Genomic DNA, 24472 nt, shown 5'->3' with positions numbered 1-24472 from the left:
ACCCACGTGCACGCGGCTCAGTTCCCCACCCGTTCGGTCGGCCCGCCGAAGGCGAGGACCAGTGTCCGGCTCGCCATCAGCCAATGGCCGTTCAGCCTGCGGAAGGTGTCCTCGTAGTGGCCGACGTTCACCGGCGGCCGCGCCGGGACGATCGGGTCGCCGGTGTGGCCGTCGACGCGGTAGGTGGCGAAGTACGTGGTGGCTGTGGCGGCGTCCGGCGAGTCGACGCTACCAAGAAGCCCCGTGCGGCTACGAGTTCTTTTCGAAGCGGCGTCGCGTCGCGGCGTCCGCCGGCAGAAACGTCTCCAGGTGCAGCCCTTCGAGCGCCGCGTCGGCGGGCGTGGTGAGCTGCGCGGAGGTGCTGAAGAACCGCAGCGGTTCGGCGTCCGGCACGGTGAGTTCCAGCGTGAGGACGGGGCTGCCGGTGGGAGCGGTGCGCGGCACCGCGGCGAGGTGTCGCGCGGTCTCCTCGGCCAGCGCGAAGTGGCGCGGGTCATGGGTGCGTTCGGCGCGGTGCACCAGCTGGTGGTGCAGGTGCGAGGCCCACTCCGTGAAGTTGCGGATCCGCGGAGCCAGGCCCTCTTCGTGCACGCACAGCCGGATGACGTTGATCGGGGGTTCGAGCAGCGCGGGCGCGCACCCTTCGAGCAGTGCGGCCACGCCGTCGTTGGCGTCGACGACGTCCCAGTAGGTGTCCAACAGCAGGGCCGGGTAGGGCATGTGAGCGTCGAGGAGGCCCCGCAGCCCGTCCATGACGACGGCGAGAGAGGCGTCCGCCAAGTCCCGGTCGCGGTAGTGCGGCGCGTAGCCGCCCGCGAGGAGCAGCTGGTTGCGGGCACGCAGCGGCACATCGAGGTGGTCCGCCAGATGCAGGATCATCTCGGGCGTCGGGTGCGCCCTGCCGGTCTCCACGCGGCTGAGGTGCCGGGTGGAGACCGCGGAGCGGTTGGACAGCTCCTGCTGGCTGAAGCGGCGCCGTTCGCGCCAGCCGCGCAGCAGCGGGCCGACCGCGCGGGCGTCCTGGGTGTCCGCCGGGGCGAGGGAGTCCACGAGGGTGCTCATGACCGCAGCGTACGGCGGCGGGGCGGGCTCTCCATGACCTCTGAGGTCATGGAGCTTCCGTCATGGCCCGGCCAGTGTGGTGGACGTCAGCACGGCACGCCACAGCACACCGGAGGTTCGACCATGACCGCACACCACGCCGTCGACGCCTACCTCGCCACCTGGAACGCGCAGGGTGAGCAGCTCACGAAGCTCGTCGCCGAGCACTGGGCGTCCGACGCCACCTACACCGACCCGCTGGCCGAGGTGGCGGGCCACGCCGCGCTCGCCGCGCTGATCGACGGGGTGCACCAGCAGTTCCCGGGCTGCGTGTTCACGTCGGTCGGCGAAGTGGACGCGCACCACCGGCAGCTGCGGTTCCAGTGGGGCCTGGGGCCCGAGGGGGCCGAGCCGCTGGCGATCGGGTTCGATGTCCTGGTCCTGGACGAGGAGGGCCGGATCCTGGACGTCCGCGGCTTCCTGGACAGGGTGCCGACGGCCTGACACCACGCCGCATCGCCCCGGGCACTTCACTGACCGGCCGTGCGGGCGCCGGGGCCCCGCACCGGTCCCGCCCGCTTCCGGGCCACGGCGGCCGCGGCGCGCGCGGGGAGCGAGCGGCGGGGGCCGGCCGGGGCACGCAGCGCCGCCTCCACACGGCGGCGGACCGGCGCGCAGTACGCGGCGGCGTGCGGGCCCGCGCCGCGCAACTCGTCCGCGCTGCGCAGCAGTTGCGCGGCGAGGGTGGTCCGGCCGCGGGCCGCCGCGATGTCCGCGGCGAGTTCGGCGGTGCAGGCGGCGCTCTCCGTGTCGTCGTGGGCGAGGTGGCTGTGCAGCGCGCGGCCCGCCTCCTCGGCGGCGACCTCCAGTGGGCCGCCCTCCCAGCGCAGCAGCTCGGCCTGCGCGTGCCCGAGCCAGGCCTCGGCCCACGGGTCGTGCACCTCGGCCGCACCCGACCGCGGCAGCACCAGTTCCTGCGCGGCCTCCGGGTCCGTACGGACCAGGGCGAGCGCGAGGGCGGCCCGACTCCCGGCGGCTCCGGGCCCGAAACCCGGTGCCTCGCCGAGGAGTTCGGCGGCCCACCGGAGCGCGTCGACCGCCTCGACGAGGCGCCCCTGCCGCAGCGCGGCGACGCCCCGGGCATGCGCGAGCAGGCCGAGGCAGCGGTCGTCGCCGTCCCGTTCGGCCGCGAGCCGGCCGTTCAGGAGGGCGGCTTCGGCGGCCTCGTCGTCGGCGCACAGCAGCTCCAACAGCCCGGTGAGCCACCAGGCACGGGCGGGGACCGGGCCCTGGTGCAGGCTCAGCACCCGCCGCAGCGCCACGCGCCCTTCCCGCGCCCGACCGCAGGCCACCCACAGGAACCAGAGGTGCAGCACGGTGTCGAGGGCGGCGCCCGCCTCCGCCGTCGGCGAGCGGGGTCCGGTGCCGGGGTCCATCGCCCGCTGGAGGTCGGGGAGTTGGCGAAGGACGAGGGCGCGCGCCTCCCGCTGCCGCCCCCGACTCCAGCACTCGGCGGCCCGCCGGGCGAGCCGAGCACACCACGTGCGGTGGTGCAGGGCGAGCGCCCAGCGCTCCCCCGCCGCCTCCAGGGCGCGCAGGCACACCTCGCGCATCGGCCCGGTGAGCCGGGACCGCGGCCTCCCGCCGGGATGCCCCTCCCCGCCCTGGCCGCCGGGCACGAGCGCGAAGGGCGCGACCCGCTCCATGAGGACCGGGATCCGTGCGGCGGGCAGCGCCCCCGTGGCGCACACCTCGCGCACCGCCCGCAGGTCGAAGTCACCCTCGAACACGGCCAGCCGACGCAGGAGTTGGCGCTCGCCCCGGGGGCTGCGCGCGTAGGCCCGTTCGGCGTCCGCCAGCGCCCGTGAGGTGTACGGGTGGCGCTCCACGGCCGCCAGATCCGCGGGGCCGCGCAGACGCCGGCCGGCGTCCAGGAGTGCGCCGGGCAGCCCGTCCAGGCGGTGGGCGAGGGCGGTGCCGCGGGCGGCGGTTCCCGGGTCGGACAGGAGCCGGCCGCCCGCGGCGTCGGCGAGCAGCCCGACGGCGGCGCTCGGGCTCAGCGGCGGCAGCCGGTGCACCGCCTCGCCGCGCAGCCAGCTCGGCCGGTCGGAGATGCGCAGCACCGTGAGCCCCGGCACGTCCTCCAGAAGCTCGGCGAGCAGGTCCGTACCCGCGCCGCCGAGGTGTTCCCAGTCGTCCAGAACCAGCAACGGGCGCGCCCGCAGGAGCCGACCCGGCCGGACACCGAGCCGGTGGCGCAGCCGGACCGCGACCCCCGCCAGCACGCACGCGTCGAGCCCGGCCCCCGATTCCCACACCACTTCGCGCCGGCCACGCGCGCGTACGTGCTCGACGGCCTCCTGGGCGAGCCGGGTCCTGCCCACCCCCGAGGGGCCCACCAGGGACACCAGGCGCCACGACGCCAACCGCGTGAGCAGCGCCGCCAGTTCGCGCTCACGCCCCTTCAACTGCCCTTCAGTCATGCCGACCCACACCCTCGCAGAGTTTCGCGTTCCGATGAACGAGCACTGCGACGTGTACTTCCATGAGCACTGCGCCACCGGTCGCCCATGCGACCGGTGACACATCCGGCGCGCCGCACTACCCATGGTTACTCTGTAGTGAAAGTACGTGTGGCATATGCGCGGATTCACCAAGGAGAGCCGTGAGAACAGCGGAATCCGCCGTTTCGGAGGCGGATCTGACACTGATCCATGCACTGCAGCTCGCGCCACGCGCCAGCTGGGCCCAACTGGCGGAGGTGATCGGCCACTCCCCGGGCACCCTCGCCCGGCGCTGGGCGCGGCTGACGGAGGCGGGCACCGCGTGGAGCGGCGTGCTGCCGGGCGCCGTGCGCGGCGGCGGGACGACCCTGTGCTCCGCGTGGGTCCACGTGCGCTGCACGGCGGGAAGCGTCGCGGCCACCGCCGCCGAACTCGCCCGCGACCCGGGCACGCTGTGCGTGGTGCATCTGGCGGGCGCGGCCGACCTGTTGGTCTTCGTCACCTGCTACGACACCACGGCCCTCGACCGCTATCTGGGCGAGCGCCTGCATCCGCTCCCCGGCGTCCGGGCCACCCGAGCCAATCTGGTCACGACGATGCACGGCCCGGTCTCCCCGCTCCACCTCGACCAGCTCGGCCCGGACCTGCGCAGGCGCGTGGCCTCGCTCGCTCCGCGCCTCTCGCCCGGCGGCACGCCGCAGGACGGGGTACCGGACGCCGCCGACCGCGCCCTGCTGCACGCCCTGGCCGGTGACGCCCGGCTCGGTGCGACGGCCCTCGCGAAGGACTGCGGCCTCAGCGAGGCGACGGCCCGCCGGCGCCTCGACCGGCTGGAGAGCCGCTCGGGCCTGCACTACGTGGTCAAGCTCGCGCCCCGGTTCACGTCCCGCCCGCTGCTCGGCTTCCTGTACCTCAATGTGCCGCCGGAGCAGGTCGCCCAGACCGCGGCGGCCGTGCTGCGCCAGCGCGGCACCCGCAACGTGTCGTCCGTGACGGGCCCGCACAACCTCCTGGTCTGCGCCTGGCTCCGCTCCCCCGCCCAGCTCGCCGAGTACGCCGAGCGGTTGACCCGCGCAGTCCCCTCGGTCCGGGTCACCGAGACGACCCTGGCGCTGCGCATCCAGAAACTGGGCGCGCAGATCCTGGGTCCCGACGGGACGCGGGAACGGCTGGTGACACCGGACCTGTGGGGAACAGCCCCGCTCACCGGCTGAACGCCGCGCCGGTCCGCTACGTCCGCGGCTCCGTGTCCTGCTCGGTGTCCTGCTCCGTGTCCGCGGGGGCCGCCGCGTCCCCCGGGTTCACGACCCGGGCGAGGAACGAACGGGTGCGCTCGTGGCGGGGGTTGCCCAACACCTCGTCCGGTGTCCCCTCCTCGACGACCACGCCGCCGTCCATGAACACGACGCGGTCCGCGACCTCGCGGGCGAAGCCCATCTCGTGCGTGACGACCATCATCGTCATGCCCTCGTCGGCGAGCGAGCGCATCACACCGAGCACATCGCCCACGAGCTCCGGGTCGAGCGCGCTGGTCGGCTCGTCGAACAGCATCAGCTCGGGCCCCATCGACAGGGCGCGGGCGATGGCGACGCGCTGCTGCTGGCCGCCGGACAGCTGGGACGGGTAGCTGCTCTCCTTGTCGGCGAGGCCCACGCGCTCGAGGTTCGCGCGCCCCGTCGCCTCCGCCTCGGCCCGGCCCCGTCCGAGGACCCGGCGCTGCGCGATGGTGAGGTTCTCCAGGACGCTGAGGTGCGGGAAGAGGTTGAACTGCTGGAAGACCATGCCGATCCGGCGGCGTACCCGGTCGATGTCGAGGTCCGGGTCGGTGAGGTCGGCGCCCGCCACCACCACCCGCCCGGACGTGGGCTGTTCCAGCAGGTTGGTGCAGCGCAGGAGGGTGGACTTGCCGGACCCGGAGGGGCCGATGACGCACACCACCTCGCCGTGCGCGACGGTGAAGTCGATGCCGCGCAGCACCTCCAGGTCGCCGAACGACTTGTGCAGTCCCTGGATCTCGATGGCCGCGGCCGTCATGTCGGTGTCCTCGTCCCGGTGCCCACTGGTGGTTTCCTTCGTCATTCCGGCCTCACCTGGCCTTCGCGTGCCGCGCTTCGAGGCGGCGTACGAGATAACCGAGCGGGACGGTGACCAGCAGGTAGCACAGGCCCGCGACGAAGATGGGGGTGCTGTTCGCGGACTCGCCCGCCAGGTCGCGGCCGAACTTGGTGAGGTCACGGGTCTCCAGTGAGACACCGAGGAACAGGACCAGCGAGGAGTCCTTGAACAGCAGCACCAGTTCGTTGGTGAGCGGCGGCACGATGACGCGGAAGGCCTGCGGGATGATGATCGAGCGCATGGCCAGGGAGCGCGACATGCCCAGCGTGCGGGCGGCCTCCATCTGACCGCGCGGCACCGCCTGGATGCCGGCCCTGATCGTCTCCGCCATGTACGCGGCCGCGACCAGGCCGAGGGCGACGGCCACCTGCCCGTACACCCCGCCGGGCAGCGCCGTGCCGGGGAAGGCGAGCGGCACGCCGACACCGATGAAGATGAAGATGAGCAGGGCGGGCAGCCCGCGGAAGAACTCGATGTAGATCGAGGCGAGCCAGCGGTAGGGAGCCACGGACGAGAGCCGCATCAGGGCGACGACCAGGCCGAGGACCAGACCGACGCCGAAGCCGGAGAGCGTGTAGATCACCGTGTTGACCAGCGCGGTGGTGATCAGGTCCGGGAACATCTGCCGGGCGACGGTCGGGTCGAGGAACTGGCGCTGCAGCTGCCCCCAGTCGGCGAGCGACGCGACGAGCAGCACCGCGACCACGAGGACCGCGTACTGGACGCCCTGGGTGACCTTGCGCCGACGACGCGGCGACATGCGCGGCCGGTCCACGGTCGCACGCTCCGAACTTCCGTCCGCGTGCGGTGTCTTCACGGTGCTCACTTCGAGGTCACGTCCTTCGGCATCGGGCCGATCCACTTCTCGTACAACTTCTTGTACGTCCCGTCCTTCTTTGCCTGCGCGATCGTGTCGCTGATCGCGGCGCGCAGCTTGGGGTTGCCGTTCTTCTTCACGGCGAAGCCGTACTGCTCGCCGGTGGGGATGGAGCCGACCACCTTGAATTTGGCGGCGTCGTCGGCGTTGGTCTTGAGCCAGTTCCGGGCGACCGGGTAGTCCTGGATCAGCAGGTCGACCTGGCCGGTGCGCAGCCCGTTCAGCTCGGCGTCGGAGCTCTCGAAGGACACCGAGTCGATGCCCTTGTCGTGCGCCAGGGACTCGCCGGTGGTCGCGGCCTGCGAGCCGAGCGTCCACTTCCCGTGCTGGACGTCCTCGATCGTCTTCGCGTCGACGCCCTTGCGGGCGAGCAGCGCCTGCTCACCGTCGAAGTAGGGGTCGGCGAAGTCGAGGTTCTGCTTGCGCTCGTCGGTGATCGTCATGCCGGCGGCGGCGACGTCGCACAGGCCCGCGTTGAGGTCGGCGCCGGTCTTGATCGTCTCGAAGGACTTGTCGATGACGTCCTGTTTCAGCCCGAGCCGCTTGGCCACGAGGTCCATCAGGGAGACGTCGAAGCCGACGACCTTGCCGTCCTTCTCGAACTGGAACGGAGCGAACGGCAGATGCGTACAGGTCGTGAGCCGGCCCTTGTGGACCAGCTTCACCCCGTCCGCGGTGGTCGTGGCCTCGGCGCCATTGCTGCACGAGGTGGTCACGGCCACGAGGCCGGCCGCGGCCGCGAGCGCGGCGCAGCGGTGGAACAGGCGTGTGGATGAACTCACGGGCTTCCCTGGGACAAGGCGTGGGGGCGGTGCGCGACACGGAGACCCGTCAGCACGGCCCCGAGTGCGGACCTGCGCTGACCTCGGGGAACACCGCGACTGGGCCACTTTGATGCATATTCACGCTCAGGTCAACATTTTTATGCGGGCGGCCTCGCCCGCAGAGCCGACCACCGTTTAATTTGCCTTTCAAATGCAACATTAATAACCTGCGCCCATGCGGTTGACGCGATTCACGGACCTGGCCCTGCGCGTACTGATGCGCCTCGCGGTCGAGGAGGGCGAGCTGCCCACCACCCGTGAGGTCGCGGGCGCCATGGAGGCGCCGTACACACACACCGCGAAGGTCGTCGCCAAGCTCCAGCGGATGGGCCTTGTGGAGGCGCGGCGCGGCCGGGGCGGCGGGCTCGCGCTCACCGCGGCCGGGCGGTCGGCCTCCGTCGGCGCCCTCGTGCGCGAACTCGAAGGGCCGGGGGACGTCGTGGAGTGCGAGGGGGCGACCCCCTGCCCCCTGCGTTCGGCCTGCCGACTGCGGGGAGCGCTGCGCGAGGCGCAGGAGGCGTTCTTCGCGACGCTCGACCCGCTCGCCCTCAGCGATCTCGTCAAGGCCCCCACCGGCCCGTTGCTGGTGGCCCTTTCAGCCCCTCCCGGGACGGGCTGACCCCGGCGCACACACGCCGGGCAGCCGCCCGCGACCCGCCTCCCGTCAAGCCGGGAAACACCCGCGCGCTTGAATATGAATCTGAGAGTCAGATTAAGGAGCCCTGCCGATGCTCACCGACCAGTCGGCCACCGTCGTCCGCGCCACCCTCCCCGCCGTTGGCGCCGCCATCGAGGACATCACCGGCCTCTTCTACGAGAAGCTGTTCGCGGCCCACCCCGAGCTGCTGCGCGACCTGTTCAACCGCGGCAACCAGGCGGCCGGCACGCAGCGCCAGGCGCTCGCCGGGTCGATCGCCGCGTTCGCCGGGTACCTCGTCAACCACCCGGACGACCGGCCCGACGTGATGCTCGCCCGCATCGCGCACAAGCACGCCTCCCTCGGCGTGCGCGCCGAGCAGTACCCGGTCGTGCACCAGCACCTCTTCGCGGCCATCGCCGAGGTGCTCGGCGACGCCGTCCCCCCACAGGTCGCGGCCGCCTGGGACGAGGTGTACTGGCTGATGGCAAACGCCCTCATCGCCATCGAGGAACGGCTCTACGCGGAGCAGGGCGCGGTCGACGGCGACGCCTGGCGGGAGTGGGACGTGGTGTCCCGCGCCGAGGAGACGCCCGACGTCGCGTCCTTCCTGCTGCGCCCGGCCGACGACGCCCCCGCACCCGCGTTCCGGGCGGGCCAGTACGTGTCGGTACAGGTCGAACTCCCGGACGGGGCGCGGCAGATACGCCAGTACAGCCTGACCGGTGCGCCCGGAGCCACGGGCCGGTCCATCGCGGTGAAGCGGGTCGACGGCGAGGTCTCGAACCACCTGCACGCGCGCGTGCGCGAGGGCGACCGGCTGCGGGTCTCGGCGCCGTACGGCGACCTCGTCCTGACCGCCGACGAGGCGCCCCTGCTGCTCGCCTCCGCCGGCATCGGCTGCACCCCGATGCTCGCCATGCTGGAGGACCTGGTGGCCGCCCGGCACGCGGGCCCGGTCACCGTCGTGCACGCCGACCGCTCCCCCGACACCCACGCACTGCGCACCGAGCACGCGGCCCTCACCGCGAAACTCGCCGAGGGGGCCGGGCACTTCTGGTACGCGCAGGGGGCTCCGGCCGGCGGGAACACGGGGTTCGCCGATCTCGCGGAGGTGTCCGTCGCGCCGGGCACGCGCGCGTACCTGTGCGGTCCGTTGCCCTTCATGCGGGGCATGCGGGAGCAGTTGCTGGCCAAGGGGGTGGCCGCGGCCGACATCCACTACGAGGTGTTCGGGCCGGATCTTTGGCTGGCCGCGGCGGCGTGACGCCGGGGCGCTGCCCCGGACCCCGCGCCTCAATCACCGGCGGGGCTTGATGTGCCGGCAATCGACTGCGGGCCTTGAGGGGCCCGAGCCGTGGACAGTGGCTTCACCGGTGTGAACTCTTCTGACAGGGTGTGCGGCTGAGAGATCCGTTCAGTCTGCAATCACCCTTCCGAGGAGCCGTCGCGATGAGCCGCCGCACATCCAGACAACGTGTCGCCACCCTGTCCGCCCTGGTGTGTCTGCTGGGGCTGACGGCCGCCGCGCCCGCGGCGCCGTCGGCCACTCAGCAGGGCGCCAAGAAGCAGCCCGTCAGCCTGCTCGACTCGGTGCCGAAGTCCGGTGTGCTGCGGGTGTGCACGACCGGTGACTACAAGCCGTTCACCTACAAGGACCCGAAGGACGGTTCGTACAGCGGTATCGACATCGACATGGCGAAGGACCTGGCCAAGAGCCTGGATGCCAAGGCCAAGTGGGTGGACACCACGTGGGCGAACCTGTCGGGCGACCTCGCCGCCGGGAAGTGCGATGTCGCGGTCGGCGGTGTCTCGATCACCCTGCCGCGCGCCCGTCAGGTGTACTTCAGCGAGCCGACCCGCGAGGACGGCAAGACGCCGATCGTGCGCTGCGCCGACAAGGACAAGTACCAGACGCTCGAGGACATCGACCAGGCCGGGACGACGGTCGTCGTCAACCCCGGTGGCACCAATGAGCAGTTCGCCCGGGCACACATCAAGAACGCCACCATCAAGGTCCACCCGGACAACCGCACGATCTTCGACGAGATCGTGGCGGGCCGGGCGGACGTGATGATGACGGACGCCAGCGAGACGCTCTACCAGTCCAAGCTCCACCCCGAACTGTGCTCGATCCACCCCGACAAGCCGTTCTCGTTCGCGGAGAAGGCGTACGCGACGCCGCGCGGCGACCGCGACTTCCACGAGTACGTCGACCAGTTCGTCCACCTGGCCACGCACGACGGCACGTACAAGACGTACGAGGCGGAGTGGCTGAGTTGAGCCCTACAGGAGGGTGGGTGTGAGGTCGGGACCGGTCCCGACCTCGTACGCGTCCTCGTCGAAGGGGTACAGCGGGTGCTCCACCCGGTGGTGTCCCAGGCGCAGCAGGTCCTGGTCGACGCCGCCGGGGGTGAGCGCGAGCAGCCAGTCCGCGGCCATGTCGTGCAGCTCCGGCTCCAGGTAGCCGATCTTGACGGCGACCACGTCGTACGTGCGCGGATCGATGCCGAGGCCGCCCTCGGACGGGCCCGTGAAGTCGGCGAGGGTGTGGAACGGCTTGCGGCGCTCGACGAGGATCACGGTGAGACCGCCGGCGCGGACGGCCGCCATGTCGACACCGCGGTCGTACGCCCCGCCCTCCGCGCGGCCCTTCTGGTCCGCGGCCCGCTGCAACGCCTCGACGGTGCCGGTGAGTTCGTAGGGACCGCCGTGGTTCGCGTCGACCTTGCCTCCGACGGAGAGGGTGACCTCGGCACCGACTCCGGCCTCGAAGCAGGCCGCGACGGCGACCGGGTCGGTGATGCCGGGGTGGACCGCCGTGACCTTCCCCGTGCGGATCGAGTCGTTCTCGAGGAGCCTGCCCAGCATGTACGCGAGGTCGCCCGCGCCGCCCGCCGTCGGGTTGTCGCCGGAGTCGCTGATGAGGAAGGGCCGCTGGTCGGAGGCGACGGCCTGGTCGATGCACTCCTCGGCGCTGCCGGTCGGGCCGACGAAGAGGAAGTCCTTGCGCGCGTCCCAGTAGCGACGGGCCAGCGACTCGGCTTCCTGCGCGGCCAGTTCGGCGTTCTCGCCGGTCACCACGATGGCCGCCTTGCAGCGCGGCTCGTCCGCCCAGGCGTAGCCGACCCACATCGCGGCGTCGAGGATGCCGTCCTTCCGCTCGATGTCGGCGAGCGAGGCGTAGAGGGACTTGGCGGGTTCCAGGCGGGTGCTGGTCTTCTCGCCGGGCAGCAGCACCGGGACCTGTACCCAGGCCCGGTGCGGGCGGGCGCCCTCGCGCAGGCAGCGCACGAGGTTGCGGGCGGCGCGCTCGCGGGTGTCCCAGGCGTCCTCGTGCGGGGCGAGGCGGTGCGCGGTCAGCAGGTCGATCGGCTCGGCGAAGCGGCGCGAGACGTTGCCGTGCAGGTCCATGGCGGTGGAGATCATGGGACGGCCCCCGGTCGGGTCGTCCGGGGTGCCGTTGTGGTCGAGCGCCGCGCGGACCGCCTCCGTGAGGTCGCCCTCGGCGTCGGTGAGGCCGATGACGCTCATGGCGCCGTGGATGTCGTACACGAGTCCGTCGAGCGGGCCCGCCTCCCGTATCCGGCCGACGAGTTCGTCCTTGAGGATCAAGTACGACTCGGCCTCCACCGGGCCGCCGGGCAGCGAGGTCGCGTGCAGCAGCGGCACCCACTCGACCAGTTCGGCGAGGTCGGAGTCGGGCCGCGTCCACGTGTAGCGGTCGAGGAGGTCCTGGCCGCGCGTCTGCCGGAAGTCGTCGGTGGTGGAGCGGTGCGGGCAGAACGTGGACGACTCGATGCCGATGCCGCCGATACCGATGCGCAGCCGGCGGCCGGTGATCGGGGTGGTTCTCGTCATGCGTGGAGGCTCTCTTCCTTGAGGGCGGGGGCGGTGGACGACAGGTTCTGGTGCAGCGCCGTCAGGCCCGCGCCGAGCAGGCCCGCGTCGCGGCCCGCGGCCGTCGTGGTGATCTCCAGGTCGGCCGTGGCCAGCGGCAGGCAGCGCTCGTACAGCACGCCGCGGACGGCGGCGACGAGGGGTTCGGCGGTGGCGAGGACGCCGCCGATGGCGACGGCCCGCGGGTTGAAGAAGTTGACGACGACCGACAGGACGGTGCCGATGTGCCGACCGGCGGTCCGTACGAGGGTGGTGGCGACGGGATCGCCGTCGGCGACGAGCTGGAGCAGTTCGGTCGTGTTGGCCACGTCGACGCCCCGCGCCGCCAGATCGCGGATGAGGGCCGCGCCGCTCGCGACGGTCTCCAGGCAGCCGATGTTCCCGCAGGAGCAGGGCCGCTCGCCGGCCTCCTCCACGCGGACGTGGCTGATGTCGCCGGCGCTTCCGTTGGCGCCGTCGTGCGGCCGGCCCGCGACGATGACGCCGCTGCCGATGCCGCGGCCGGCCTTCACGACGACCATGTGGTCGAGCTCGGGCCGGGAGGTGCGGTGCTCGCCGACCGCCATCATCGTGGCGTCGTTGGCGACGGTCACCGGCATGCCGAGCCGCTCGGCGAGGACGTCGCGCAGCGGGTAGCGGTGCCAGCCCGGCATCCGTGAGGGGCTCAGCACACGGCCGTCCGCCGGGTCGACGGGGCCGGGGAAGGAGACGCCGAGCGCGCGCACGGTCCGCCCCGACTCCCGCTGCCGCTCGGCGAGTTCGGCCACCTGGGCGCAGAGCCAGTCGACGGCGGACTCGGGTCCCGCGGTGATGTCGTGCGGCAGGTCGAGGGCGTCGTGCACGGCCGCGCCGAGGTCGACGGCGCCGAGCCGCGCGTGCCGGCTGCCGAGGTCGGCGGCGAGCGCGACGCCGCCCTGCGCCTTGACCCGAAGGAGGCGGGGCCTGCGGCCGCCGCGTGAGGCGCCCTCGCCGGACTCGGTCAACACTCCCTGGGTCACCAGCTCCTGCACGCGCAGCGAGACGGTGGAGGGCGCGAGCCCCAGTTCCCTGACGAGGTCGGCGCGGGAGGACGCGGCTCCGGACGAGACGAGCCGGAGTATGTGCTGGGCCGAACCCGGCTCGCCTTCGTTCGCGGTGTCCGCCATCGGGTCCCCCTGGAGACTTACTTCGGTTTCTTCGTTCGAGGTCGAACCGAACACTAACCATCAGCGAACCAAGTCCGCCAGGCCCCACCGGTTTTTACACTACTTTCCGAATGAACCTATTGACTTGATTCGAACGGTCGACTTAGCGTTCGGGCGCCCCTCGTCGAATCTTCACACGGGGCTGGATCCCGTCCCCTTGGAGGCCCTTCGGCATGCGTTCCCTCAGGTCAAAGGCGTCCGTGGCGCTCGCCCTCGCGGCGGCGCTCGTGGCGCTCACCGGCTGCACGCACGAGGCCGGCCGCATCGCCATGGGTCGCACGGGCGGCACTCCCGTCGCGGGCGGCACGGCCACCATGGCCCTGCCGCCCGCGGCGACCCCGAACTGGATCTTCCCGATCGGCGCCCCCGGCTACGGCGGCTCCTACAACTACGCGATCCAGTCCCAGCTCTACCTGCCCGTGTACGACGCCGTGCAGGAGAAGGGCGAGCTGGTCACGCACGGCCCGAGCACGCTCGGCCTGAAGCCGAGGTACAGCGACGGGAACAAGACCGTCACCGTGCCGCTGCGCAAGGGCGTGAAGTGGTCCGACGGCACCGAGGTGACCGGCCGCGACCTCGAGTTCTGGTTCAACCTCGTCAAGGCGAACAAAGCCGACTGGGGCGGCTACTCGGTCGGCAACATCCCGGACAACGTCAAGAAGTTCGAGCTCGTCGGCGACCACGCCGTACGACTGCACCTCAAGCGCGCGTACAACCCGGACTGGTTCACCGCGAACCAGCTCTACTACATGCGCGCCCTGCCGCAGCACGCCTGGGACGCCAAGACCGACGGCGGCGAGGTCGGCGACTTCGACCGCACCACGAAGGGCGCCAAGGCGGTCTTCGCCCGCCTCACCCGGCACGCCAAGAGCCTCGGCTCGTACGGCAGCGACCCGCTGTGGAAGACCGTCAACGGGCCCTGGAAGCTGGCCGGCTGGCGCGACAACGGGCAGGTGACGCTCGTCCCGAACGAGAAGTACACCGGCCCGGCGTCGGAGCGCCCGCACCTCGACAAGGTCGTCTTCAAGCCGTTCACCACCGCCGACTCCGAGTACAACGTGCTGCGCTCCGGCGGCGTCGACTACGGCTACATCCCGCCGTCGGTGATGGCGCAGAAGGAGAAGTTCGAGGACAAGGGGTACCGCGTCGACCCGTGGGAGGGCTGGGCGGCCACCTACATCGTCTACAACTTCAACTCCACGCACGCGGGCCCGGAGATGAACCAGCTCTACATCCGCCAGGCGATGCAGCACCTCGTCGACCAGAACGCGATGAGCAAGGTCATCTGGCAGGGCAGCGCGACCGCGACGCTCGGCCCGGTCCCGGTCACACCGAAGAGCCAGTACCTGTCGAAGGAGATGGCGCACAACCAGTACCCGTTCTCCGTCTCCAGGGCCAAGTCCCTGCTGTCGGCGCACGGCTGGCAGACGGTCGACGGCACGGCACGCTGCGTACGGCCCGGCACGGGCGACGACGAGTGCGGCAAGGGCATCGGAAAGAACGACCCGCTGGAACTGACCCTGCTCTCGCAGTCCGGCTCGACCGAGACGACGAACATGATGCAGGAGCTCAAGTCCTCGCTCAGCAAGGCCGGCATCGACCTGACGGTCCGCCAGCAGCCGCTCAACTCCGTGCTCGGCAACTCCGTTCCGTGCAAGGCGAAGGACCCCGGGTGCAGCTGGGACATGTCCTTCTTCGGCACGGCCGGCAGCTGGTACTACCCGCTCAACCCGAGCGGCGAGCAGCTGTTCTCCACCGGCGCCTCCTCCAACTTCGGCAACTACAGCGACAAGAAGGCCGACCGCCTCATCCGTGGCGTGCAGTACGCACCCGACATGAAGGCCATTCATGAATACGGCGAGTACCTGGCGGAGCAGCTGCCGGTGATGTGGATGCCGAACCCCGCCTACCAGGTGTCGGTCATCCGCAACGATCTGCGCGGCATCGAGCAGAACCCGACCGTGACCTTCCAGCCGTCGCACTGGTACTTCGTCAAGAACTCCAAGAGCGTAAAGAAGGAGGCCGAGAAGTGACCGGCTTTCTGGTCAAGCGTTTCCTTCAGGCGCTCGTCGTCCTGTTCCTCGTCTCGATCATCGTCTTCGCCCTGCTGCACCTGCTGCCGGGCGGACCCGCCCGCGCGATCCTCGGCCCCAAGGGCACGCCGCAGCAGATCGAGCACTTCAACCATGCGCAGGGCTACGACCGTTCGCTGCCGACGCAGTACCTGATGTACCTCAAGCGCCTGGTGACGGGCGACCTCGGCGAGTCGTACAAGCTCAACTCGCCGGTGCTCGACCTGCTCACCCAGCGCCTGCCGAAGACGCTCCTGCTGACCCTCATGTCGACGGTGCTCGCGGTGATCATCGCGGTGCCGCTCGGCCTGCTCCAGGCGGTGCGGCGCGGCAAGGCGTCCGACTACGCGCTGACCGGTCTCGCGTTCCTGCTGTACGCGACGCCCGTGTTCTTCCTCGGCCTCATCATGATCATCCTGTTCGCGCAGGTGCTGCCGATCTTCCCGGCGGAGGCCCCGCAGGGAGAGACGATCTCCGAACTCCTCGGCGACCTGCCCGGGTTGATCCTGCCGGTCGTGACCATGGCGTTCGGCATCGTCGCCATGTTCAGCCGCTACATGCGCTCCGCGGTCCTCGACAACCTCACCGAGGAATACGTGCGCACGGCCATGGCGAAGGGCCAGTCGAGCCGCCGGATCATGGTCAAGCACGTGCTGCGCAACGCCCTGATCCCGCTCGCCACCCTCCTCGGCCTCTATCTGCCGACGCTGTTCAGCGGCGCCCTCGTCGTCGAGTCGATGTTCAACTATCCCGGCATGGGGCTGCTGTTCTGGAACGCCGCGCAGGGCTCGGACTTCCCCGTCCTGCTCGGTGTGACGCTCGTCGTCGGCATCGCGACCGTCCTCGGCTCGCTGCTCACCGACATCCTGTACGCCGTCCTCGACCCGCGGATCCGGAGCGTGTCATGACCACCACGGTGACGACCTCTGCCATACCCGGGCACGAGGAGGCGGCCCAGGCCACCCCCTCGCTGGCCCGCCGCACCCTGCGCGTGTTCACGGGCAACAAGCTGGCCCTGGGCGGCGTGATCCTGCTCGTCCTGCTCCTGGCCTTCTGCTACCTGGGCCCGCTGCTGATGCCGACCGAGCAGGTCCACACGGACCTGTCGCAGGCGAACCTCTCCCCTGGCACGTCGGGACATCTGCTCGGCACCACCGACCTCGGCTACGACATGGTGGGCCGGCTCATGGTCGCGGGGCAGACGTCCCTGGAGATCGGCCTCGCGGCAGGCCTCCTGGCGACCCTCTTCGGCACCGTCTACGGCGCCGTCGCCGGATACTTCGGCGGCTGGGTCGACGCCACGGTGATGCGCATCACCGACGCCGCGCTCGCCATCCCGGCCATGTTCCTGCTCGTGGTCGTCGCCGCGATCATCACGCCCAGCAAGGGCATCCTGATCCTCATCATCGCGGGCGTCGCCTGGCTCTCCCCCGCCCGCCTGGTGCGCGGCGAGGCGCTGTCCCTTCGTAACAGGGAGTACGTACAGGCGATGCGGATGATGGGCGGAGGCGGCGCCCGCGCGGTCTTCAAGCACATCGTCCCGAACGCCATCGGCACGGTCATCGTCAACTGCACGTTCCAGATCGCCGACGCCATCCTCTACGTCAGCTACCTGGCCTTCCTCGGCCTGTCGATCCCGCCGCCGTCCGCCGACTGGGGCTCGATGCTGTCCTCCGGCATCACCTACACGCAGAACGGTTACTGGTGGCTGATCTTCCCGCCGGGCATCGCGATCGTCCTGGTCGTCGCCGCGTTCAACTTCATCGGCGACGGACTGCGCGACGCGTTCGAAGTACGGCTGCGCAAGTGACGTACGAACCAAGGGATTTGACCGGCGAGAAGGGCCGCACCACGACCATGACGACTCCCCTGCTCCGCATCGAGGACCTCCGCGTCGACATCGCCACGCGCGACCGCACGGTGCACGCCCTGGACGGCGTCTCCCTGGAACTCGCGCCGGGCGAAGCCCTCGGCATCGTCGGCGAGTCCGGCTGCGGCAAGACGATGACGGCCCTGTCGGTGCTCGGCCTGCTGCCGCCGGGCGGCGAGGTGACCGGCGGCCGCATCCTGTTCGACGGCCAGGATCTGGCGGCGGCGCCCGCGCCGGTCCTCCAGGATGTGCGCGGCAACACCATCGGCATGGTGTTCCAGGACCCGTTGACCTCCCTGAACCCGACGATGACGATCGGCGCGCAGGTGGCGGAGCCGCTCCTGCTGCACCGGAACGTGACCAAGAAGGAGGCGTGGGCGCGCGCCGAGGAGACGCTGCGCCTGGTCGGAATGCCGCAGCCGGCCGAGCGGATGAAGGCGTATCCGCACCAGCTGTCCGGCGGCATGCGCCAGCGCGTGGCCATCGCCATGGCCCTGGTCTGCGAACCGAAACTCCTGATCGCGGACGAACCGACGACGGCCCTGGACGTCACGACCCAGCACCAGATCCTGGAGCTCATCGACGATCTGCGCGAGCGGCTCGGCATGGCGATGATCCTGGTCACGCACGACCTCGGGGTCATCGCGAACCGGGTCGACCGGGTGGCCGTGATGTACGCGGGCCAGGTGGCGGAGCAGTCCGACGTACGCGGCCTGTTCGCCCGGCCCCGGCACCGCTACACGGAGGCGCTGTTCGCGGCGCTGCCCGAGCGCGCGGCGGACAACGCGACGCAGCTGCACACCGTCCCAGGCCTGCCGCCGAGCCTGACGGTGCGGCCCACGGGCTGCCGGTTCGCGCCGCGCTGCCTGTTCGCGACGGACGACTGCCGGACCCTCGAACCCTTCCTGGAGGAGGACGAGGTGCAGGGCGCGGAGCACCGGTTCGCGTGCTTCCACCCGGTGCCGCACGAGGCGGAGGCGGCGGGCGCGGACGAGGTGATCGCCCCGGCCCCGATCCGTTCCCAGGCGGCCCCCGGCGAGGCCCTGGTCGAACTCGACTCCCTGGTCAAGGAGTTCCCGCTCAAGGGCGGTCCGTTCTCGCGCAGCCGCGGCACGGTCAGCGCGGTCGGCGGGGTGTCGCTGAGCATCCGCAAGGGTGAGACGTTCGGCATGGTCGGCGAGTCGGGCTGCGGCAAGACGACGCTCGGCTGGATCGTGGCGGGCCTGGAGGAGCCGACGGCGGGCTCCGTACGCTTCGGGGGCCGGGACCGCGCCTCGTTGTCCCGCTCGGAACGCCGCGCGCACCGCCGCGACGTCCAGCTGATGTTCCAGGACTCGACGGCGGCGATGGACCCGCGGATGCGAGTCGGTGAGATCCTGCGCGAGCCGCTGGTCATCCAGGGCGTCGGCGACAAGGCCGAGCAGGAGAAGCTGATCGGCGAACTCCTCGACGCGGTGGGCCTGCCGCGCGGCGCGGTGCACCGCTACCCGCACGAGTTCTCCGGCGGCCAGCGCCAACGCCTGGGCCTCGCACGAGCGTTGACGCTCTCGCCCGACCTGGTGGTGGCGGACGAGCCGGTGTCGGCGCTCGACGTGTCGGTGCAGGCGCAGATCCTGAACCTGATGCGGGAGCTGCAGCGCGAACGCGGCCTCACCTACCTGTTCATCTCGCACGACCTGGCGGTGGTCCGCTACCTCGCGGACACGGTCGGCGTGATGTACCTGGGCAAGCTGGTGGAGGTGGGTCCGGCGGAGCAGGTGTACGCGCGCCCCCTGCATCCGTACACGCGGGGCCTGCTCGACACGGTGAACGTGCCGGATCCGGAGGCGGACGCCGCGGGAGCTCCGCTGACGGGCGAGACGCCGTCGGCGGCGCAGCCCCCGTCGGGCTGCCGGTTCCGCACGCGGTGCCCGATCGCGCAGGACGTCTGCGCGACGACGGAGCCGCCGGTGTCGACGCCGGACTCGGCGGGTCACCGGGTGGCGTGCCACTTCCCGCTGGCGGTTCCGACACCGGCCTGACCTGCACCGATACGTCGTGCGGGGGCCATTGTCAGTGCCGAGGTGCAGACTGGCCGATACCTGGAGACAACGACGTTTCGGAGGGTCGGCATGACTGGCGTACTACTGGCGGTAGGCACCCGCAAGGGCCTTTTTCTGGGCCGCAAGCGCGTGGGCGGCTCGGGGGCCGGCTCGGCTTCGTTCGAGTTCGACGAGAGCCCGTACTTCAACGCACAGGCGGTGTACTCGGTCGCCATCGACACCCGCGGGGAGCGGCCACGACTCCTCGCGGGCGGCGACAGCGCGCACTTCGGCCCGTCCGTCTTCCACTCGGACGACCTGGGCCGCACCTGGACCGAGCCGCCCAAACCCGCGGTCAAGTTCCCCGACTTCACGGGCACTTCCCTGGAGCGGGTCTGGCAGCTGCACCCCTCCGCCTCGGAGCCGGACGTGGTGTACGCGGGCACGGAACCGGCGGCGCTGTACCGCTCGGAGGACCGCGGCGAGACCTTCGAGCTGTGCCGCCCGCTGTGGGAGCACCCCACGCGGTCGCAGTGGGTGCCGGGCGGCGGCGGAGAGGGCCTGCACACGATCCTGACGGACGAGCGTGACCCGCGGGCGGTGACGGTCGCCGTCTCCACGGCAGGCGTCTTCCGCACGACGGACGCCGGGGAGAGCTGGGCACCGGCGAACAACGGAGTGGCGGCGGTCTTCCTTCCCGACCCGAACCCCGAGTTCGGCCAGTGCGTGCACAAGGTGACGCGGGACTCCGCCGACCCGGACCGCCTCTACCTTCAAAACCACTGGGGCGTGTACCGCAGCGACGACGGCGGCGGAAAGTGGCTCGACATCGGCGAGGGCCTCCCCTCGACCTTCGGCTTCGCCGCGGCCGCGCACCCGCACCGCGGCGACACGGCGTACATCTTCCCCATCACGGCGGACATCGACCGCGTCCCGGCCGACCACCGCTGCCGCGTCTATCGCACCCAGGACGCCGGCACGACCTGGGAACCCCTCACCCACGGCCTCCCCGCGGAGGACCACTACGGCACGGTCCTGCGCGACGCCCTGTGCACGGACGACAACGACCCGGCGGGCGTCTACTTCGGCAACCGCAATGGCGAGGTGTTCGCCTCGGCCGACGACGGCGACACGTGGGAGCAGGTGGCGTCGCATTTGCCGGATGTGTTGTGTGTGCGGGCGGCGTTGGTCGGGTGACGTCGGCGTTCCTCCGCGGGCGGCGGGGTTGCGGTTTCGGGGCTCTGCCCCGGACCCCGCTCCGCAATCGCCGGAGGGGCTTGAATTGCCCGGTCCGGCTTGATCTGCCTGCTCCAGCAGGCGTTGCAGGTGCAGCCCCCGATGCGCGTCCAGTTCGCCGGGTCGGCCCGTTCGGACCGACTTCGCGAACTCGCGTCGCAGGATCGGCCAGCACTCCTCGTGGTCGATCTCGGCCGTGTCGTAGACGAGTTCCGGGTCCGGGCCGAAGAGTTCGACGCGGGTGAGGGCGCGATCGCGGGAGACGGTGCCGGAGAGTGACGCCTGGCTCACCGCGCCGTTCTCGTGTTCGCAGGTCAGCTCCAGCCAGCGGCGGGAGTCGCCCGTGGCGCGGATCGTGGCGATCGTCCCCTACCCGCACTCCTGCTCCCCGCAGGCGTGGGCGGCGGCGACCCCATGGGCGCTGCGCACCGCCCTTACCACGACGGGAGGTTGACGGCGGCCGGTTGAGGCGGGGTGCCGGTGCGGCAGTAGGGTGACGCCCGTGGCACCACGACCTCTGCATGAAATCGTCGAAGCGGGCTGGGCGAAGGCCCTCGAGCCCGTGGCCGGGCAGGTCTCCGCGATGGGGGAATTCCTCCGCGCGGAGATCGGCGCCGGACGCACCTACCTCCCGGCGGGCGCCAACGTACTGCGCGCCTTCCAGCAGCCGTTCGACGACGTGCGGGTGCTGATCGTCGGGCAGGATCCGTATCCCACGCCAGGGCACGCTGTCGGCTTGTCGTTCTCGGTGGCCCCGGACGTACGCCCCCTACCGCCCAGCCTCATCAACATCTATCGCGAGATGAACGCGGACCTGGGCGTGCCGGAGCCCTCCAACGGGGATCTGACGCCGTGGGCGCAGCAGGGTGTACTGCTCCTCAACAGGTCGCTCACGGTGGCCCCGCGCCGTCCCGCCTCGCACCGCGACAAGGGCTGGGAGCAGGTCACCGAGCAGGCGATCCGCGCCCTCGCCGCACGCGGAACGCCGCTGGTGTCGATCCTGTGGGGCCGTGACGCGCGCAATCTGCGGCCGCTGCTCAGCGACTACCCGGCGGTCGAGTCCCCGCATCCGTCGCCCATGTCGGCGGACCGCGGCTTCTTCGGCTCCCGCCCGTTCAGCCGGGCCAACGACCTGCTCGAACGCCAGGGCGCGCAGCCCGTCGACTGGCGGCTGCCGTGACCCGTACGTCGGCCGACTGGGTGCTCGGGGTGGACTCGGGCGGCTCGGGGCTCCGTGTCGCTCTCGCGCCCGTCGGCGGCATCGAGCGCGCGCTGACGACCGCTTCGCCCGCCCCTGTGCGTACGTCCGGCTCCGGCATCGACCCCGGGCACATGGTGGAGCAACTGGTGCCCATGGCCCGCGAGTTGATCGACCGCGCCGGGGAAGTCACGCTGTCCGGCGTCGCGTTGGGTGCGGCGGGGATGGCGACGCTCGGCGACGGGCTGCGGGCCGAGCTGCCGGGGGCGCTCGCGCGTGAACTGGGCGTCGAGCGGCTCGCGTTGGCCGCCGACGGCGTCACCGCGTACGCGGGTGCGCTCGGGCAGCGGCGCGGCGCGGTCGTCGCCGCGGGCACCGGGATGATCTCCCTCGGCACCGACCTCGCGAGCTGGCTGCGGGCCGACGGGTGGGGGCATCTGCTCGGCGACTGCGGTGGCGGCTCGTGGATCGGGCAGGCCGGGCTCGACGCCGCGATGCGCGCCTTCGACGGGCGGCGCGGCGGCAGCAAGGCGCTGCTCGCGCTCGCGGAGGAACGCTTCGGGCCCGCCGTCGAGCTGCCGGGCCTGATCTATCCGCGCACCGACCGCCCGGCCGCGCTCGCCTCCTTCGCCCCCGACGTGGCGCGCTGCGCCGCCGACGACCCCGTGGCCGCCGGCATCCTGCGCCGGGCGGCCGGCCACATCGCGGAGGCGGCCGCGGCGGTCTGCCCGGCCGACGGCGGCGAGGTCGCCCTGACCGGTGGCCTCTTCAAGACGGGCGAGCCGCTGCTCGGACCGCTGCGCGAGGAGCTGACCACACAGCTTCCGCGGGCCACGGTCGTGACCGCCACCGGCGACCCCCTGCACGGCGCTCTCGTGATCGCCTCCGCGCTCGCGACGGAGGGGCTCCGGCTGCCGCGCGACCACCGCCTGCTGCATGTGCCGTAATTCACTTCGAATCCGCCGCACACCCGTCCGGACCAGGACACTTACAGGATTCGTAACTGAAAGGACAATCTCGGACGGAAACCGCTCACCTGCACCCTGACCGAACAACGAAGCCGGTCGAGCCAGTAGCATGCGGCGCCATGAGCACCCCCACTGGGCCCGCATCCGGCCTGCCCGTACGAATGCCGCGACCCCGCCAGCCCGGACGCCACCGTCGTCCGGAACCCGTGGCCGCCCCCGAGGGCGCGCCGTCTCTTGTGCTCGCGGTGCCCGGCACTCCCAGCGCCGCCACGCGCATGCTCGCCGACGAGGTGGTGAGCATCGCCCGTTCCGAGCTGCCCGGCCTGGACGCACGGGTCGGCTTCGTGGAGGGTGAGCTCACCGACTTCCCGATCTCCGCGGAGTTCCCCTCGCTGGCGTCCGTGCTCGCGCACGCCGCGAAGGAGCGCACCGCCCGCTACGAGCAGGCGCTCGCGGCCGGTGTCGAGGCGCAGGAGCCGGCCGGACCCGTCGGGGTCGTCGTGCCGCTGCTCGCGGGCCCGGACAACGCCCAGCTGCGGCAGATCCGGCAGGCCATCGCCGAGAGCCGGGTCGCCGCGGAGCTGACCGATGTGCTCGGCCCGCACCCGCTGCTCGCCGAGGCGCTGCACGTGCGGCTCTCGGAGGCCGGCCTGGCCCGCGCCGACCGCGCACGCCTGTTCGCCGTGACCACGGCCGCGGACGGGATCATCCTCGCCTCCATAGGCGGCGAGGAGGCGGTACAGGCCGCCGGGATCACCGGCATGCTGCTCGCCGCGCGGCTCGCCGTGCCGGTGATGGCCGCCGCGCTCGACGAGGAGGGGGCGGTCGCCGCCACCGCCGAGCAGCTGCGCGGTTCCGGTTCGCAGCAGCTGGCGCTCGCGCCGTATCTCGTCGGGCCCGAGCTCGACCCGGCCGTGCTCGAGGCTGCCGCCAAGGACGCGGGGTGCGCCGTAGCGGAGCCGCTGGGGGCGTACCCGGCGATGGGCAAGCTCGCGCTCGCGAAGTACACGACGGCACTGGGGATCACGCCCCAGCCGGTTGCCTCCGGCGGCTGAGCGGTTGGGGGTCGGGGTCCGGGGCGGTGTCCCCGGGCCTCGTTCTTTTTTGTCCTCAATCGCCGGACGGGCTTGGTGGGTGCCGGGCCGACTTGATGGGTGCCGGGCCGACTTGATGGGTGCCGGGCCGACTTGATGGGTGCCGGGCCGACTTGATGGGTGCCGGGCCGACTTGATGTTTGAATGCCTGACGAGGGTGATCTTTGGCCGTTACGGTCGGGGGATGAGCCTCGATGACGCCTTGGAGACGGAACAGCTCGCCTACTACCGGGCACGGGCGCCCCAGTACGACCGGCCCTATGCGGAACGGGCGGACCTGCGGGAGTTGTTGCGGGCCAGCGAGGAGTGGCCCGTCGGCGGGGACGTGCTGGAGCTGGCCTGCGGGACGGGGCAGTGGACCGCGGTGTTGGCGCCGAGGGCCGCGACCGTGACGGCCGTCGACGCGTCGGAAGAAGTGCTCGCGATCGCGCGCGAGCGCGTCGTCGCGCCCAACGTCCGCTTCGAGCAGGCCGATCTGTTCGACTGGCGGCCCTCGCGGCGCTACGACACCGTCTTCTTCGGTTTCTGGCTGTCGCACGTGCCGCCGGCCCGGATGCCCGGGTTCTGGAACACCGTCGCCGCCTCTCTCGCGCCGGGCGGCAAGGTCGTCTTCGTCGACGACGGTCCGTCCATGGCCGCGGACGAGGAGGTGCTGACGGGCGAGGCGTCCCCGGCGGCGGTGCGCGAGCTCGACGACGGCAGCCGGTACCGGATCGTGAAGGTCTTCCACGAGGCCGAGGCGCTGACCGGGGACCTGGCCTCGCTCGGCTGGGCGGCGCAGGTGCGGCCAGCGGCGCGGAACTACCTCGTGGGCGTGGCGGAGCCGGCGGTCTAGGGCTTGTCGTGTGGTTTGGGGCGGGGGGGGGGGGGGGGGGGCCACAACCAACCCCCCCCCCCCCCCCCCCCCCCCCCCCCCCCCCCCCCCCCCCCC

Annotated in this window: 21 protein-coding genes and 2 pseudogenes; 14 read left to right on the top strand and 9 right to left on the bottom strand. The window is 71.8% G+C overall.

The window, feature by feature from the left end:
* Window positions 1–17: 17 nt before the first annotated feature.
* Window positions 18–275 (bottom strand): annotated as a pseudogene (locus ACIA8D_RS36410) (nuclear transport factor 2 family protein); the annotation flags it as partial.
* Window positions 250–1062 carry a helix-turn-helix domain-containing protein gene (locus ACIA8D_RS36405; protein WP_399238783.1) on the bottom strand — a complete coding sequence of 271 codons (813 nt, stop codon included), beginning with the start codon at window positions 1060–1062 and terminating at the stop codon, window positions 250–252. The pseudogene ACIA8D_RS36410 and the gene ACIA8D_RS36405, both read right to left, overlap by 26 nt.
* Before the next feature lie 123 nt (window positions 1063–1185).
* On the opposite strand from ACIA8D_RS36405, the gene ACIA8D_RS36400 reads away from it, so the two are divergent.
* Window positions 1186–1545 (top strand): nuclear transport factor 2 family protein, encoded by a 360-nt coding sequence (locus ACIA8D_RS36400; RefSeq protein WP_399238781.1) that lies wholly within the window; start codon window positions 1186–1188, stop codon window positions 1543–1545.
* A 26-nt stretch (window positions 1546–1571) separates the two neighbouring features.
* Here ACIA8D_RS36400 and ACIA8D_RS36395 read toward each other — a convergent pair whose 3' ends face one another.
* Window positions 1572–3524 carry an ATP-binding protein gene (locus ACIA8D_RS36395; protein WP_399238779.1) on the bottom strand — a complete coding sequence of 651 codons (1953 nt, stop codon included), beginning with the start codon at window positions 3522–3524 and terminating at the stop codon, window positions 1572–1574.
* A gap of 182 nt (window positions 3525–3706) precedes the next feature.
* Between ACIA8D_RS36395 and ACIA8D_RS36390 the strand changes: the two genes are divergently transcribed.
* The gene (locus ACIA8D_RS36390; RefSeq protein WP_399238777.1) at window positions 3707–4759 is read left to right on the top strand and encodes an Lrp/AsnC family transcriptional regulator; all 1053 of its coding nucleotides are present in this window, start codon (window positions 3707–3709) and stop codon (window positions 4757–4759) included.
* Between the two features lie 16 nt (window positions 4760–4775).
* Here the strand turns inward: ACIA8D_RS36390 and ACIA8D_RS36385 are convergent, their stop codons facing one another.
* From ACIA8D_RS36385 to ACIA8D_RS36375, 3 genes are all read right to left on the bottom strand, one after another.
* Complete coding sequence (locus ACIA8D_RS36385; protein WP_399238775.1) at window positions 4776–5624, bottom strand: amino acid ABC transporter ATP-binding protein; 849 nt, start codon at window positions 5622–5624, stop codon at window positions 4776–4778.
* A 7-nt stretch (window positions 5625–5631) separates the two neighbouring features.
* Window positions 5632–6420 carry an amino acid ABC transporter permease gene (locus ACIA8D_RS36380; RefSeq protein WP_399238851.1) on the bottom strand — a complete coding sequence of 263 codons (789 nt, stop codon included), beginning with the start codon at window positions 6418–6420 and terminating at the stop codon, window positions 5632–5634.
* 62 nt (window positions 6421–6482) lie between these two features.
* On the bottom strand, window positions 6483–7319 hold the full coding sequence (locus ACIA8D_RS36375) for an ABC transporter substrate-binding protein (RefSeq protein ID WP_399238773.1): 837 nt from the start codon (window positions 7317–7319) through the stop codon (window positions 6483–6485).
* 217 nt (window positions 7320–7536) lie between these two features.
* Here ACIA8D_RS36375 and ACIA8D_RS36370 point away from each other — a divergent pair, with 217 nt between their 5' ends.
* The 3 genes from ACIA8D_RS36370 to ACIA8D_RS36360 all read left to right on the top strand — a co-directional run bounded on the left by ACIA8D_RS36370 (window position 7537) and on the right by ACIA8D_RS36360 (window position 10281).
* On the top strand, window positions 7537–7980 hold the full coding sequence (locus ACIA8D_RS36370; protein WP_399238771.1) for an RrF2 family transcriptional regulator: 444 nt from the start codon (window positions 7537–7539) through the stop codon (window positions 7978–7980).
* 109 nt (window positions 7981–8089) lie between these two features.
* Window positions 8090–9265, top strand: a complete 1176-nt coding sequence (locus ACIA8D_RS36365) for a globin domain-containing protein (RefSeq protein ID WP_399238769.1) — start codon at window positions 8090–8092, stop codon at window positions 9263–9265.
* Window positions 9266–9450: 185 nt separating this feature from the next.
* Window positions 9451–10281 (top strand): transporter substrate-binding domain-containing protein, encoded by an 831-nt coding sequence (locus ACIA8D_RS36360; protein WP_399238767.1) that lies wholly within the window; start codon window positions 9451–9453, stop codon window positions 10279–10281.
* A 3-nt stretch (window positions 10282–10284) separates the two neighbouring features.
* Here ACIA8D_RS36360 and ACIA8D_RS36355 read toward each other — a convergent pair whose 3' ends face one another.
* Window positions 10285–11859, bottom strand: a complete 1575-nt coding sequence (locus tag ACIA8D_RS36355; protein WP_399238765.1) for a M81 family metallopeptidase — start codon at window positions 11857–11859, stop codon at window positions 10285–10287.
* Entirely contained in the window at window positions 11856–13043 is a 1188-nt protein-coding gene (locus tag ACIA8D_RS36350; protein ID WP_399238763.1) for an ROK family protein, read from the bottom strand. The genes ACIA8D_RS36355 and ACIA8D_RS36350 overlap by 4 nt, the downstream gene beginning before the upstream one ends.
* Before the next feature lie 212 nt (window positions 13044–13255).
* Between ACIA8D_RS36350 and ACIA8D_RS36345 the strand changes: the two genes are divergently transcribed.
* The 5 genes from ACIA8D_RS36345 to ACIA8D_RS36325 all read left to right on the top strand — a co-directional run bounded on the left by ACIA8D_RS36345 (window position 13256) and on the right by ACIA8D_RS36325 (window position 20242).
* On the top strand, window positions 13256–15115 hold the full coding sequence (locus tag ACIA8D_RS36345; RefSeq protein WP_399238761.1) for a peptide ABC transporter substrate-binding protein: 1860 nt from the start codon (window positions 13256–13258) through the stop codon (window positions 15113–15115).
* Window positions 15112–16062 (top strand): ABC transporter permease, encoded by a 951-nt coding sequence (locus ACIA8D_RS36340; RefSeq protein ID WP_399238759.1) that lies wholly within the window; start codon window positions 15112–15114, stop codon window positions 16060–16062. The genes ACIA8D_RS36345 and ACIA8D_RS36340 overlap by 4 nt, the downstream gene beginning before the upstream one ends.
* Window positions 16059–16964, top strand: a complete 906-nt coding sequence (locus tag ACIA8D_RS36335; protein WP_399238757.1) for an ABC transporter permease — start codon at window positions 16059–16061, stop codon at window positions 16962–16964. The genes ACIA8D_RS36340 and ACIA8D_RS36335 overlap by 4 nt, the downstream gene beginning before the upstream one ends.
* Window positions 16965–17011: 47 nt before the next feature.
* Window positions 17012–19045 (top strand): dipeptide ABC transporter ATP-binding protein, encoded by a 2034-nt coding sequence (locus ACIA8D_RS36330; RefSeq protein WP_399238849.1) that lies wholly within the window; start codon window positions 17012–17014, stop codon window positions 19043–19045.
* 90 nt (window positions 19046–19135) lie between these two features.
* The gene (locus ACIA8D_RS36325; RefSeq protein WP_399238755.1) at window positions 19136–20242 is read left to right on the top strand and encodes a WD40/YVTN/BNR-like repeat-containing protein; all 1107 of its coding nucleotides are present in this window, start codon (window positions 19136–19138) and stop codon (window positions 20240–20242) included.
* Between the two features lie 105 nt (window positions 20243–20347).
* Here the strand turns inward: ACIA8D_RS36325 and ACIA8D_RS36320 are convergent.
* A pseudogene (locus tag ACIA8D_RS36320) lies at window positions 20348–20644 on the bottom strand (gfo/Idh/MocA family oxidoreductase); the annotation flags it as partial.
* 139 nt (window positions 20645–20783) lie between these two features.
* Between ACIA8D_RS36320 and ACIA8D_RS36315 the strand changes: the two are divergent.
* The 4 genes from ACIA8D_RS36315 (at window position 20784) to ACIA8D_RS36300 (ending at window position 24376) form a co-directional block, all read left to right on the top strand.
* Entirely contained in the window at window positions 20784–21461 is a 678-nt protein-coding gene (locus ACIA8D_RS36315) for a uracil-DNA glycosylase (RefSeq protein WP_399238753.1), read from the top strand.
* Window positions 21458–22426: an N-acetylglucosamine kinase gene (locus ACIA8D_RS36310; protein ID WP_399238751.1), complete on the top strand. Its 969-nt coding sequence runs from the start codon at window positions 21458–21460 to the stop codon at window positions 22424–22426. Before ACIA8D_RS36315 ends, ACIA8D_RS36310 begins: the two co-directional genes overlap by 4 nt.
* Window positions 22427–22566: 140 nt before the next feature.
* Window positions 22567–23502 carry a sirohydrochlorin chelatase gene (locus ACIA8D_RS36305; protein ID WP_399238749.1) on the top strand — a complete coding sequence of 312 codons (936 nt, stop codon included), beginning with the start codon at window positions 22567–22569 and terminating at the stop codon, window positions 23500–23502.
* A gap of 223 nt (window positions 23503–23725) precedes the next feature.
* Window positions 23726–24376: a class I SAM-dependent methyltransferase gene (locus ACIA8D_RS36300; RefSeq protein ID WP_399238747.1), complete on the top strand. Its 651-nt coding sequence runs from the start codon at window positions 23726–23728 to the stop codon at window positions 24374–24376.
* Window positions 24377–24472: the final 96 nt, after the last annotated feature.

The organism is Streptomyces sp. NPDC051684, assembly GCF_044453445.1.
Lineage (GTDB): Bacteria > Actinomycetota > Actinomycetes > Streptomycetales > Streptomycetaceae > Streptomyces.
The sequence above is the reverse complement of the archived record's forward strand: the minus strand, read 5'-3'. Positions and strand labels throughout refer to the sequence as shown.

Excerpts from the sequence above, each read along its gene's own strand:
- ACIA8D_RS36330 (WP_399238849.1), top strand. The coding sequence starts at position 17,012 with ATGACGACTCCCCTGCTCCGCATCGAGGACCTCCGCGTCGACATCGCC.
- ACIA8D_RS36405 (WP_399238783.1), bottom strand. The coding sequence starts at position 1,062 with ATGAGCACCCTCGTGGACTCCCTCGCCCCGGCGGACACCCAGGACGCC.
- ACIA8D_RS36370 (WP_399238771.1), top strand. The coding sequence starts at position 7,537 with ATGCGGTTGACGCGATTCACGGACCTGGCCCTGCGCGTACTGATGCGC.
- ACIA8D_RS36325 (WP_399238755.1), top strand. The coding sequence starts at position 19,136 with ATGACTGGCGTACTACTGGCGGTAGGCACCCGCAAGGGCCTTTTTCTG.
- ACIA8D_RS36335 (WP_399238757.1), top strand. The coding sequence starts at position 16,059 with ATGACCACCACGGTGACGACCTCTGCCATACCCGGGCACGAGGAGGCG.
- ACIA8D_RS36365 (WP_399238769.1), top strand. The coding sequence starts at position 8,090 with ATGCTCACCGACCAGTCGGCCACCGTCGTCCGCGCCACCCTCCCCGCC.
- ACIA8D_RS36385 (WP_399238775.1), bottom strand. The coding sequence starts at position 5,624 with ATGACGAAGGAAACCACCAGTGGGCACCGGGACGAGGACACCGACATG.
- ACIA8D_RS36345 (WP_399238761.1), top strand. The coding sequence starts at position 13,256 with ATGCGTTCCCTCAGGTCAAAGGCGTCCGTGGCGCTCGCCCTCGCGGCG.
- ACIA8D_RS36350 (WP_399238763.1), bottom strand. The coding sequence starts at position 13,043 with ATGGCGGACACCGCGAACGAAGGCGAGCCGGGTTCGGCCCAGCACATA.
- ACIA8D_RS36360 (WP_399238767.1), top strand. The coding sequence starts at position 9,451 with ATGAGCCGCCGCACATCCAGACAACGTGTCGCCACCCTGTCCGCCCTG.
- ACIA8D_RS36380 (WP_399238851.1), bottom strand. The coding sequence starts at position 6,420 with ATGTCGCCGCGTCGTCGGCGCAAGGTCACCCAGGGCGTCCAGTACGCG.
- ACIA8D_RS36300 (WP_399238747.1), top strand. The coding sequence starts at position 23,726 with ATGAGCCTCGATGACGCCTTGGAGACGGAACAGCTCGCCTACTACCGG.
- ACIA8D_RS36305 (WP_399238749.1), top strand. The coding sequence starts at position 22,567 with ATGAGCACCCCCACTGGGCCCGCATCCGGCCTGCCCGTACGAATGCCG.
- ACIA8D_RS36395 (WP_399238779.1), bottom strand. The coding sequence starts at position 3,524 with ATGACTGAAGGGCAGTTGAAGGGGCGTGAGCGCGAACTGGCGGCGCTG.
- ACIA8D_RS36400 (WP_399238781.1), top strand. The coding sequence starts at position 1,186 with ATGACCGCACACCACGCCGTCGACGCCTACCTCGCCACCTGGAACGCG.
- ACIA8D_RS36355 (WP_399238765.1), bottom strand. The coding sequence starts at position 11,859 with ATGACGAGAACCACCCCGATCACCGGCCGCCGGCTGCGCATCGGTATC.